The sequence below is a fragment of the Streptomyces sp. SID13031 genome, assembly GCF_010548305.1.
Taxonomy (GTDB): domain Bacteria; phylum Actinomycetota; class Actinomycetes; order Propionibacteriales; family Kribbellaceae; genus Kribbella.
Map to the genome: position 1 here is coordinate 29,131 of NZ_JAAGLV010000033.1, position 11,118 is coordinate 40,248.

Consider the following 11,118-nt stretch of genomic DNA (forward strand, 5'->3'; position numbering starts at 1 on the left):
GCTCCTCAGAGTCCGGTTGCGGCCAGTTCGGCGGCGCGGTCAGCAGCGCCGTCCATGGTGTCGACCACCGTCACCAGCGGGTGGTTCGCCTTCGCGAGGATCCGCCGGCCCTCGTCCACGTTGTTGCCGTCCAGCCGGACGACGAGCGGCTTGTTCGCCTGGTCGCCGAGCAGTTCGAGCGCCTGCACGATGCCGTTCGAGACGGCGTCGCACGCGGTGATCCCGCCGAACACGTTCACGAACACGCTGCGCACCTGTGGGTCGCCGAGAATGATGCTCAGTCCGTTCTTCATCACCTCGGCGGACGCACCGCCGCCGATGTCGAGGAAGTTGGCCGGCTTCACCCCACCATGCGCCTCACCCGCGTACGCGACGACGTCGAGCGTCGACATCACCAGCCCCGCGCCGTTGCCGATGATGCCGACGGAGCCGTCGAGCTTGACGTAGTTCAGCCCCTTCTCCTGCGCCGCGACCTCCAGCGGATCGCCGGCGGCCTTGTCGTCGAAGGCCGCGTGATCGGGATGCCGGTACGCCGCGTTCTCGTCCAGCGTCACCTTCCCGTCGAGCGCCTCCAGCGAACCGTCGGCCAGCTTCACCAGCGGGTTCACCTCGACCAGCGACGCGTCCTCCTTGATGAACACGTCCCATAACGCCTGTACTACCGACGCAGCCTCACCAGGGAAGCCCGCGGCGGCGACGATCTCGGCCGCCTTCGCCTCGTCGACACCGGTCACCGGGTCGATCGAGACCTTCGCGATCGCGTCGGGGTTGGTGTGCGCGACCTCCTCGATCTCGACGCCACCTTCGGTGCTCGCGATGCACAGGTAGTTGCGGTTCGCCCGATCCACCAGGAAGGAGAAGTAGTACTCCTCGGCGATCTCCGCGGCCGGCGCGAGCAGAACCCGGCGGACGGTGTGTCCCTTGATGTCCATCCCGAGGATGTCGCGGGCGCGCTCGGTCGCCTCGGCCGGCGTCGTGGCCAGCTTGACGCCACCCGCCTTGCCCCGGCCGCCGGCCTTCACCTGGGCCTTCACCACGACCCGGCCGCCCAACTCTTCCGCGGCCGCCGCGGCATCGGCAGCGTCCTCGACCACCCGCCCGAGGGTGACCGGCACCCCGTGCCGGACGAAGAGTTCTTTGGCTTGGTACTCCATCAGATCCACAGAAGGCCTCCTCGATACGCGTTCTGACGACTGTATTCTGTATGCACGAACGTCACAAGACCCGCTCAACTCTGGACAAGCGGTAGCGGAGAGGAGTACCAAAGACCACATACGGTATGCAGTAGTCAGGAGACGCTGATGACAGCACGGGACGTGCGTGACGTGTACGGCCGCCAGTACCGGGTCGGCGAAGAGGCCCAGGAACTCACCGGGCATCCGCGGCGCTGGCAACTGTGGGCCGCGTGGGCCTGCATGGTTGCGATCAGCCCGCTCCAGTACTCCTTCGGCTCGACCGCGCTCGACCTGCAGGCTGGTCGCGGCTGGGGTTTCGTCCAGACGATGTGGCTGCTGGCCGTTTTCGTCGCCTGCCAGGCGCTCGTCGCGATCCCCGCGGCATGGCTCCAGCGCATCCGCCGGGCCTCGCCGACGCAACTCGTAGTACTGGGTGGGGTCTTTGCTGCTGGTGGTCTGGCGACGCTCGCGCACTCTGGCAGCTACGCGGCCGTGATGGTCGGCTACGCGTTGATCGGCGGTATCGGAGCCGGACTCGTGTACGCCGCGTGCATCACGACGGCGGGCCGGTGGTTCCCGGACAAGCGGGTTGCCACGATCGGGTTCGTGACCGGAGGCTTCGCCGTCGGCGCGGTGCCGAGTATCGCGTTGCTGACCATCTTCGACTCCTCCGGCGGGCATCGCCTGGTCTTCGATCTCGCGGCTGCGGTGGCGCTGCTGGTCGTACTGACCGCCGGCGGCATCCTCAAGGACCCGCCGCGGCATTGGTGGCCGGCCGCGCTCGATGCGCAGGCCTGGGCCGTCGACCGCAAGCTCAACCGCAGCATCCCGAACAACATCCCCGCCGCCCGGCACTATCGTCCTGGCGAGGCGATGCGCACCGGCGCGCTGCCGCTGATGTGGCTGACGCTCGCACTCTGTACTGCGCTGTCGTTGTTCGGCATCGCCTTCGTCGTCAGCTATGCGATGCAAGCGCAACTGGGCCTGGCCGTCGCCGGCTTCGCGGCCGGATTGCTTGCCGCGGTCAACGGTCTCGGCCGGTCCTTCGCCGGCCGTCTCTCGGAGCAGTTCGGCCGTCGGCGGGTGCTGGCCGCGGTATTGATGATCGAAGGGCTGGCCCATGTCGGACTCGTAGTAGCAGGCGAGTCCGGCGCGGGCTGGGCGTTCGTGTTCTGCGCGATGTTCGCGGGCCTCGGCGGTGGCGCGTTCTACGCGATCATGGCGAACCTGGTGCTGGAGTTCTTCGGCGAGAACAGCCTGCTGCAGAACCACGCCATCCTGTATTCCGCCAAGGCGGTGGGCGGCCTGGTCGGCATCGGCGTGACGGCGAGCCTGGTCGAGGCGATCGGCTATCGACCGGTGTTCCTGGTGGCCGGCTTCCTCGGTCTCGCCACGGCGCTCACGGTCCGTTTCCTGAAGCAACCCGGCCGACCGTCGCTGACGGTCCGACGGCAGTTGGGGACTCCGGTCGCCGGGATAGTACGGCCGGGAGAGTGACGTACGGGCGGGTGGCGCGACCCGAACCGTGCGTACTGGAGCTGGTCTCCAAGCTGGCGAGAGAGCCCTGGACGGATCGGCCGACCTGCGTCCATCCGGTCCTCGGCTCGATCGCCAGGATGGTCCACGACCACAGTACGAAGGCCGGGCGCCGGGCCTTGTTGCCGCTAGCCCCGGACTTCCTGCAGACGGCGAGACCAGGGTTCGAGGGATCGGCCCGGCTGGTTGCCCTCTGCGTGTCGACGGCTCTCGCGACCGAAGGGGAGCTGACTGGCCAGGAGCGGGTGCGATTGTCCAACGCGCATCAGACGGCGATGTATCTCCTGGATGCCGAGGAAGATCCGGGTGGGACGGCCCGCTGGTGGCTGCCCGTCCTGGATCGGGTCGGGCTGAGTGAGTCGTTCTATCGCACTTTCGTTGCCACTGAGCACGCTGCCGAAGCCGTAGCCATCACCGCGCGAGCGGCGGACGACATACAGCTCCGGCGGCTGCTGAAGCAGTGTCTGTCGATTCAAGGGGCTCGGCGGCCTGGTGCGCCCAGCCCCTCGTGGTCGGCGGCGCCGGTGGCCCACAAGCTGTGGTCGTAGTCGTCGTCGGGGATCACGACCAGCTCGTGCCGGCTCGGCGTACCGACCTGTTGCTCTAGTCGCTGCAGGTCCGCCGAGCACCTAGCCACGTCATCGATCAGGCGTAGTACGTCGAGGTGCGCGCCGAGCTGATTCCTCAACCCTGCAAGAGCTTTCTCGAGGTTCTGTACTGCGCGCCGAGTCTGGCCGAGTTCGTCCTGGATCGTCATGGCAACTCCCTGCTGAGCTCTGGACAAGGGGATCGGCGATACGGTATGACTACGACTACCACATACGGTATGCAATCTACAGGCTGATAATCCAGAACGGCCTTCCTCCGAGGAGATGACTGCCAGATGGCCCAGACAGTGTCCGAAACGAAAGCGGTCGCCCAGGTGACCGAGCCGGAACCGAGCACCGCCACGATCTCGGGCGGGCACCTGGTGGCCAAGGCCCTCAAGGCCGAGGGGATCGACGTGATCTTCACCCTCTGCGGTGGACACATCATCGACATCTACGACGGCTGCGTCGACGAGGGCATCGCCGTCGTCGACGTCCGGCACGAGCAGGTCGCGGCGCACGCCGCCGACGGCTACGCCCGGATGACCGGCAAGCCCGGTTGCGCCGTCGTCACCGCCGGACCCGGTACCACCGACGCCATCACCGGTGTCGCCAACGCCTTCCGGGCGGAGAGCCCGATGCTGCTGATCGGCGGCCAGGGTGCGCTGAACCAGCACAAGATGGGTTCGCTACAGGACCTGCCGCACGTCGACATGATGACGCCGATCACCAAGTTCGCCGCCACGGTGCCGAGCACCGCCCGGGTGGCCGACATGGTCTCGATGGCGTTCCGCGAGTGCTACAACGGCGCCCCCGGCCCGTCCTTCCTGGAGATCCCGCGCGACATCCTGGACAACTCCGTCCCGGTGGAGTCGGCGACCATCCCCGAGGGCGGGCGGTACCGCGGATCCACCAAGAGCATCGGCGACCCGGCCGACATCGAGGCGCTCGCCGACCTGCTGGCCCGGGCCGAGAAGCCCGTCGTGCTGCTCGGCACCCAGGTCTGGACCGCGCGTGGCAGCGACGCGGCGATCGACTTCGTCCGGAAGCTGAATATCCCGACGTTCATGAACGGCTCGGCCCGCGGCACCCTGCCGCCCGGCGACCCGAACCACTTCCACCTGTCCCGGCGGTACGGGTTCAACAACGCCGACCTGATCCTGATCGTCGGCACCCCGTTCGACTTCCGGATGGGCTACGGCCGCCGGCTGCCGAAGGGCGCGACCGTGGTCCAGATCGACATGGACTACCGCACCGTCGGCAAGAACCGCGATATCGACCTCGGCCTGGTCGGCGACCCGGGGGCGATCCTGGCGGCCGTCACGCAGGCGTCGTCCGGGCGGATCGCCAAGGCCGGCGACCGCAAGGCGTGGTTCAGCGAGCTGCGCGCCGAGGAGGATGCGGCGTACCAGAAGCGGCTGCCGCGGCAGCTCTCGGACGCCAACCCGATCCACCCGCTGCGGCTCGCGCACGAGATCAACGAGTTCCTCACCGAGGACTCGATCTACATCGGCGACGGCGGCGACATCGTCACCTTCTCCGGCGGCGTGGTACAGCCCAAATCGCCCGGCCACTGGATGGACCCGGGTCCGCTCGGCACCATCGGCGTCGGCATCCCGTTCGTGATGGCGGCCAAGTACGCCCGGCCCGACAAGGAGGTCGTCGCGCTGTTCGGTGACGGCGCCTTCTCGCTGACCGGCTGGGACTTCGAGACGCTCGTCCGGTTCAAGCTGCCGTTCGTCGGTGTCGTGGGCAACAACTCCTCGATGAACCAGATCAGGTACGGGCAGGAAGCCAAGTACGGGCATGAGCGCGGCCGGATCGGCAACACGCTCGGCGACGTCAAGTACGACCAGTTCGCCAAGATGCTCGGCGGCTACGGCGAGGAGGTCCGCGACCCCAAGGACATCGGGCCGGCCATGCAGCGGGCCCGCGAGTCGGGGCTGCCGTCGCTGATCAACGTGTGGGTCGATCCGGACGCGTACGCGCCCGGAACGATGAACCAGACCATGTACAAGTAGCGGAGGACCGTTATGCCCAAGGCCCTTGAAGGTGTTCGCGTACTCGACATGACCCACGTGCAGTCAGGACCGTCCTGCACCCAGATCCTCGCCTGGCTTGGTGCGGACGTGGTCAAGCTCGAGGCGCCCACCGGTGACATCACCCGCCAGCAGCTGCGCGACCTGCCCGACGTCGACAGCCTGTACTTCACGATGCTGAACTGCAACAAGCGCAGCATCACCTTGAACATGAAGTCCGAACGGGGCAAGGAGATCTTCACCGACCTGGTGAAGGACTCCGACATCCTGGTGGAGAACTTCGCTCCCGGGGCGATCGACCGGATGGGCTTCACCTGGGACCGGCTGCAGCTGATCAACCCGGCCCTCATCTTCGCCTCGATCAAGGGTTTCGGCCCCGGTAAGTACGAGGATTTCAAGGCCTATGAGGTGGTCGCCCAGGCGATGGGCGGCGCGATGAGCACGACCGGCTTCGAGGACGGCCCGCCGCTCGCCACCGGAGCTCAGATCGGTGACTCGGGCACGGGTATCCACCTGGTCGCCGGCATTCTCGCCGCGCTGTACCAGCGGGTCGCCACCGGCAAGGGGCAGCGGGTCAGCGTCGCCATGCAGGAGGCGGTACTGAACCTCACCCGGGTCAAGCTGCGTGACCAGCAGCGGCTCGCGCACGGCCCGCTGAAGGAGTTCCCGAACGACAACTTCGGCGACGAGGTACCGCGCTCCGGCAACGCGTCCGGCGGCGGCCAGCCGGGCTGGGCGGTCCGTACCGCGCCCGGCGGCCCGAACGACTACATCTACGTGATCGTCCAGCCGCCCGGCTGGGCCCCGATCGCGAACCTGATCGGCAAGCCCGAGCTCGTCGACGACCCGGACTGGAACACGCCGGCCGCCCGGCTCGACAAGCTCGACAAGATGTTCGCGCTGATCGAGACCTGGACCGAGCAGCACACCAAGTTCGAGGTGATGGAGAAGCTGAACGCGCTGAACGTGCCGTGCGGCCCGATCCTGTCCACCAAGGAACTGATCGAGGACGAGACGCTGGCCGAGCTCGGCGCCGTCGTCGAGGTGAAACACCCGCAGCGCGGCACCTTCAAGACCGTCGGCTGCCCGATCAAGCTGTCCGACTCGCCCGTCCAGGTGGAGACCTCACCCGGCCTGGGCGAACACAACTCCGCAATCTACGGCGCCCTCGGCATCGACACCGCCGAACTCGAATCCCTGCGATCCGCCGGCGTCGTCTAGCCGTTACGTCCGAAGAACTGCGCAGACGTCATCGACAGTTCTTCGGACGCAAGCAACAGCCATCTCGCTTCGGAGGAGCTTCAGGCATGACTTATGACAAGGCAGCTGTCCAGACCATCCTCGATCAGGCTCTGGCGGAAGGCCGCACCTCGCTGAGCGCACCCGAGGCCAAGCTGGTCGCGGACGCGTACGGTATCCCGACCCCGGGTGAGGGGCTGGCCACGACTGCCGGCGGGGCCGCGGTGCTGGCGGCCGAGATCGGCTTCCCGGTCGTGCTGAAGATCGTTTCGCCGGACATCCTGCACAAGACCGAGGCGGGTGGCGTGGTGGTCGGCGTCGACAGCGCCGAGGCAGCGGTGACGGCGTTCGATCGGATCATCGCCAACGCGAAGGCGTACCAGGCCGACGCGGCGATCACCGGCGTACAGGTGCAGAAGATGCTCGTCACCGGCGGTGACGTGCAGGAGGTCATCGTCGGCTCGGTCACCGACGAGACGTTCGGCAAGATCGTCGCCTTCGGTCTTGGTGGCGTCCTGGTCGAGGTGCTCAAGGACGTCACCTTCCGGCTCGCGCCGACCTCGCCCGAAGAGGCCCGCTCGATGGTGGACGGGATCAGCGCGCACGAGATGCTGAACGGCGTCCGCGGCGCCAAGCCCGTCGACAAGGATGCGATCGCCGCCATCATCAGCAAGCTGTCCGACCTGGTCGAGGACTTCCCGCAGTTCGCCGAGGTCGACCTGAACCCGGTGCTGGCCGGGCCGGACGGCGCCACCGCGGTGGACTTCCGGATCATCGTGGACGCCGAGGCCGGTAAGCCGGTGGAGCGCTACACCCAGGACGAGATCCTGACCGCGATGAACCGGATCATGAAGCCCCGCGCGGTGGCCGTGATCGGCGCCTCGAACGAGGACGGCAAGATCGGTAACTCGGTGATGAAGAACCTCGTCAACGGCGGGTACAAGGGTGACATCTACCCGATCAACCCCAAGGGTGGCGAAGTACTCGGGCTGAAGGCGTTCCCCTCGATCACCGACGTTCCGGGTGACGTGGACGTGGCCGTCTTCGCCGTACCGGCCAAATTCGTCGGTGGCGCGCTCGAGCAGTGCGGTCAGAAGGGCGTGGCCGGGGCGATCCTGATCCCGTCGGGCTTCGCCGAGACCGGTGAGCAGGAGCTGCAGGACGAGGTCGTCGCGATCGCGAAGAAGCACAACGTGCGCATCCTCGGGCCGAACATCTACGGCTACTACTACCTGCCCGAGAACCTCTGTGCGACCTTCTGCACACCGTACGACGTGCGGGGCAGCGTCGCGCTGTCATCGCAGAGCGGCGGGATCGGGATGGCGATCCTCGGCTTCAGCCGGTCCAGCCGGATGGGCGTCTCGGCGATCGTTGGGGTAGGCAACAAGGCCGATATCGACGAGGATGACCTCCTCACGTTCTTCGAGCAGGACGACAACACCAACCTGATCGCCATGCATCTAGAAGATCTCAAGGACGGCCGGGCCTTCGCCGAGACGGCCGCACGGGTGTCGAAGAAGAAGCCGGTCGTCGTGCTCAAGGCCGGCCGCACCGCCATGGGCGCGAAGGCGGCGAGCTCGCACACGGGCGCGCTGGCCGGGAACGACAAGGTCTACGACGACATCCTGCGGCAGAGCGGCGTGGTCCGCGCGCCGGGGCTGAACCAGATGCTCCAGTACGCCCGGGGCATCCCGCTGCTGCCGACGCCGAAGGGCGAGAACGTCGTCATCATCACCGGCGCGGGCGGCTCGGGTGTCCTGCTTTCGGACGCCTGCGTCGACAACGGGCTGCACCTGATGACGATCCCGCCGGACCTGGACGCCGCGTTCAAGAAGTTCATCCCGCCGTTCGGGGCGGCCGGCAACCCGGTCGACATCACCGGCGGCGAGCCGCCCTCGACGTACCGGAACACGGTCGCGCTCGGCCTCGAGGACGACCGGATCCACGCCCTCATCCTGGGCTACTGGCACACGATCGTGACGCCGCCGATGGTGTTCGCGAAGCTCGTCTCCGAGGTGGTCGAGGAGTACCGGGCCAAGGGCATCGACAAGCCCGTGGTCGCCTCGCTGTCGGGTGACGTGGAGGTCGAAGAGGCCAGCCAGTACCTGTTCGAGCACGGCATCGTCGCCTATCCCTACACCACCGAGACCCCGGTCGAGGTCCTCGGTGCCAAGTACCGCTGGGCCCGGAACGCGGGTCCGCTCGGTTCGTAGCAGTCCCCAGCCAACCTTTTCCTAGAGAGCGGTGATGCGTTTGGTGCAGGGGGAGTGCACGGGGGAGCGATAAGTCTCGTCAGCTGGCGTCGATCTAAGGAGTCCGCCTTGGACGTCACAAGCAAGACCTCAGAAGTACCCGAAGAGCCCGCGGCAGTGGTTGCCACCGAGCGGGTCTGGAAGGCCGGCCGGCTCGAACCGATGCCGATCCGGCCGCTGCCGCCGGCTCCGCCTTCCCTGCACATTCTCGGTCCGACCGTCTTCCTGGTCGCACTGGGTGTCGGCATGGGCGAGTCCTACATGTGGCCCCGGCTCGTCCTGGTGTTCGGTCCGGACATCCGCTGGTTGTTCATGATCGGTGTCACCCTGCAGGCGTTCGTACTGCTGGAGATGGCGCGCTACGCGATGGCGACCGGAGAGAGCATCTTCTTCGGCGCCGCGCGGGTCTTCAAACCGTTGATGTGGTTCTTCTACGTCGCGGCCATCCTGATCTACATCTGGCCAGGGCACCTCTCGGCCGGCGCGGCCGCGTTCGAGGAGATATCAGGCATCCCCTGGCAGGTGACGGCCTGTGTCGCCCTGGTCTGCGTCGGCATCCTGTTCAGCATGCTGTCGGTGATCTACAACTTCCTGGAGAAGCTGCTCGGCCTGCTGATCGGCTTCCTGGTCGTCGGTACCTCGATCATCGCGGCGATCGTCGGCAGCTGGGACGACCTGGCCCAGACGCTGTCCGGCATGTTCGCGATCGGCTTCCTGCCGGACAAGGCCCTGACGGAGGCGTGGTTCCCGATCCTGGTCGGATCGATCGCTTTCGCCGGCCCGTCGGGGATGCAGCAGATGTGGTACACCCTGCAGTTGCGCGACTCCGGCGCGGGCATGGGTGCGCACATCCCGAAGATCCGCGGTCTGCGCTCGGCCGACGAGGCGGAGGCGATGCCGTCGCGGGGCTACATGTTCGACACCGAGGACCCCGAGGAGATGAAGAAGTGGAGGGGCTGGCGCAAGTGGGTCACCTTCGACGCGATCTTGCTCTTCTGGGGCATCACCATGCTCGTCACGATCTCCTTCACGGTGCTGGCCATGTCGGCGGCGCGGGAGAATCCGAACGTCGGCGGGCTGATCGAGGGTGGTGACCGGGAGGCGGCGCTGAAGGCGATGTCCGATGCCTTCTCATCGGCCGGCAGCCCGATCCTGGGGACGTTGTTCTTCGCCTTCATCGCGTTGATCGGCCTGAACGCCACGCTGGGGCTGTTCGACTCGTTCTCCCGCGGCCAGGCGGACATGACGTACTACTTCATCCCGGGCGCCAAGCGGTTCTCGATGTCGAAGTTGTACGCCGGGTTCCTCTGGGGCGTGATCACGTTCGGCATCCTGATCTTGCTGTTCGGGCCGGCCGACGGTCCGGCGGGGATCCTGGACATCCTGGCGTTCCTGTCCACCTTCGCGATGGGCGCGTACTGCATCGTGTTGCTCCTGGTGAACAACAAGCTGCTGCCCAAACCGATCCGGCCGGGTCCGGTCCGGAACCTGATCATCGGGTTCGGCGCGGTCTTCTATCTGGGCATGTTGTTCTACAGCCTCATTCGCTTCGGCGTGGTCGTGGGCTGACATGAATCTCACGATGGATCGCGCGAAGGTCCGGCAGCTGGCGGAGTTCTCCGTCCCCGCCGCAACAGTGGGAGTCGCCGCCGGTTTCGTCGCCGGTGGGTTGGCCGCGTTCGTCGGCCGGCCCATCGGCTGGGCGCTGGTGACAGGTCTCGGCCTGGCGGTCCCGCTCATCGTCTTCGGCGCCGGGTACGCCGTACTGCTTGCCCTGGGCAAGCTTCCGGCCGGGGTGTTCGCCCCGGCGGCGGTCTACTGGGTGATCGGCTTCCCGCTGGCGCTGCTGGTGCACTCGGTGGTGACCGAGTGGACGGTCACCGGTACGCCGGGCCTGCCGGTGGAACCGTGGAAGTTCCTGGCCTTCCGGGCCCTGCTCAGCATGGGATTCGCGATCGGTTTCCTGTGGATGCACGAGCAGCTCGGTCGGCACTGGTGGCCGAGGATCATCGACCACAACGTCTACGCCTACACAGTCGTCGAGCAGTACGTCGAGCTCGCCGACTCCCTGGCCGCCCGCAAGGCGGCCACCGTCCGAGCCCGGAAGAAGACCGGCGCAATCCCCCGAACACGCTAACTCGCATCCCACAACCCACCGTCTGAGGGGTTAACCCCAACGCCGTTCGGTTAGGCAGCGGAGTGTGTGGTCAAGTCGGTGTTGCGGCTGGTGATAGGAGTGCAGCCCTTGTAGATGTGGTCCGGTCCTCCAAGACTGGTCCAACTCCACAAG

At 66.9% G+C, this 11,118-nt stretch carries 9 protein-coding genes; 7 read left to right on the forward strand and 2 right to left on the reverse strand.

Annotated elements, in window-relative coordinates:
- Positions 1-5: 5 nt before the first annotated feature.
- A complete protein-coding gene (gene sucC, locus G3I17_RS38220) occupies positions 6-1,163 on the reverse strand; it encodes an ADP-forming succinate--CoA ligase subunit beta (protein WP_164604118.1) in 1,158 nt (385 codons plus the stop codon).
- 138 nt (positions 1,164-1,301) lie between these two features.
- On the opposite strand from sucC, the gene G3I17_RS38225 reads away from it, so the two are divergent.
- Together G3I17_RS38225 and G3I17_RS38230 are read left to right on the forward strand one after the other, a co-directional pair.
- The gene (locus G3I17_RS38225) at positions 1,302-2,672 is read left to right on the forward strand and encodes an OFA family MFS transporter (protein WP_203591325.1); all 1,371 of its coding nucleotides are present in this window, start codon (positions 1,302-1,304) and stop codon (positions 2,670-2,672) included.
- Positions 2,673-2,683: 11 nt separating this feature from the next.
- Positions 2,684-3,259 (forward strand): hypothetical protein, encoded by a 576-nt coding sequence (locus G3I17_RS38230; RefSeq protein ID WP_164604120.1) that lies wholly within the window; start codon positions 2,684-2,686, stop codon positions 3,257-3,259.
- On the opposite strand, the gene G3I17_RS38235 is transcribed toward G3I17_RS38230, so the two are convergent.
- Positions 3,184-3,468 carry a hypothetical protein gene (locus tag G3I17_RS38235; RefSeq protein ID WP_164604122.1) on the reverse strand — a complete coding sequence of 95 codons (285 nt, stop codon included), beginning with the start codon at positions 3,466-3,468 and terminating at the stop codon, positions 3,184-3,186. The genes G3I17_RS38230 and G3I17_RS38235 overlap by 76 nt on opposite strands.
- A gap of 126 nt (positions 3,469-3,594) precedes the next feature.
- Here G3I17_RS38235 and G3I17_RS38240 point away from each other — a divergent pair, with 126 nt between their 5' ends.
- The 5 genes from G3I17_RS38240 (at position 3,595) to G3I17_RS38260 (ending at position 10,965) form a co-directional block, all read left to right on the forward strand.
- Complete coding sequence (locus G3I17_RS38240; protein WP_203591326.1) at positions 3,595-5,319, forward strand: thiamine pyrophosphate-binding protein; 1,725 nt, start codon at positions 3,595-3,597, stop codon at positions 5,317-5,319.
- 12 nt (positions 5,320-5,331) lie between these two features.
- Complete coding sequence (frc, locus tag G3I17_RS38245; RefSeq protein ID WP_164604123.1) at positions 5,332-6,558, forward strand: formyl-CoA transferase; 1,227 nt, start codon at positions 5,332-5,334, stop codon at positions 6,556-6,558.
- An 86-nt stretch (positions 6,559-6,644) separates the two neighbouring features.
- Positions 6,645-8,789, forward strand: a complete 2,145-nt coding sequence (locus tag G3I17_RS38250; RefSeq protein WP_164604125.1) for an acetate--CoA ligase family protein — start codon at positions 6,645-6,647, stop codon at positions 8,787-8,789.
- 108 nt (positions 8,790-8,897) lie between these two features.
- Positions 8,898-10,397: an Nramp family divalent metal transporter gene (locus tag G3I17_RS38255; RefSeq protein WP_164604128.1), complete on the forward strand. Its 1,500-nt coding sequence runs from the start codon at positions 8,898-8,900 to the stop codon at positions 10,395-10,397.
- A 13-nt stretch (positions 10,398-10,410) separates the two neighbouring features.
- Positions 10,411-10,965, forward strand: a complete 555-nt coding sequence (locus tag G3I17_RS38260) for a hypothetical protein (protein WP_164604130.1) — start codon at positions 10,411-10,413, stop codon at positions 10,963-10,965.
- The last annotated feature ends 153 nt before the right edge of the window (positions 10,966-11,118 follow it).

Bases quoted from the DNA above. Each gene is read 5' to 3' on its own strand.
- G3I17_RS38225 (WP_203591325.1), top strand. From the start codon at position 1,302: ATGACAGCACGGGACGTGCGTGACGTGTACGGCCGCCAGTACCGGGTC.
- G3I17_RS38235 (WP_164604122.1), bottom strand. From the start codon at position 3,468: ATGACGATCCAGGACGAACTCGGCCAGACTCGGCGCGCAGTACAGAAC.
- G3I17_RS38240 (WP_203591326.1), top strand. From the start codon at position 3,595: ATGGCCCAGACAGTGTCCGAAACGAAAGCGGTCGCCCAGGTGACCGAG.
- frc (WP_164604123.1), top strand. From the start codon at position 5,332: ATGCCCAAGGCCCTTGAAGGTGTTCGCGTACTCGACATGACCCACGTG.
- G3I17_RS38250 (WP_164604125.1), top strand. From the start codon at position 6,645: ATGACTTATGACAAGGCAGCTGTCCAGACCATCCTCGATCAGGCTCTG.
- G3I17_RS38260 (WP_164604130.1), top strand. From the start codon at position 10,411: ATGGATCGCGCGAAGGTCCGGCAGCTGGCGGAGTTCTCCGTCCCCGCC.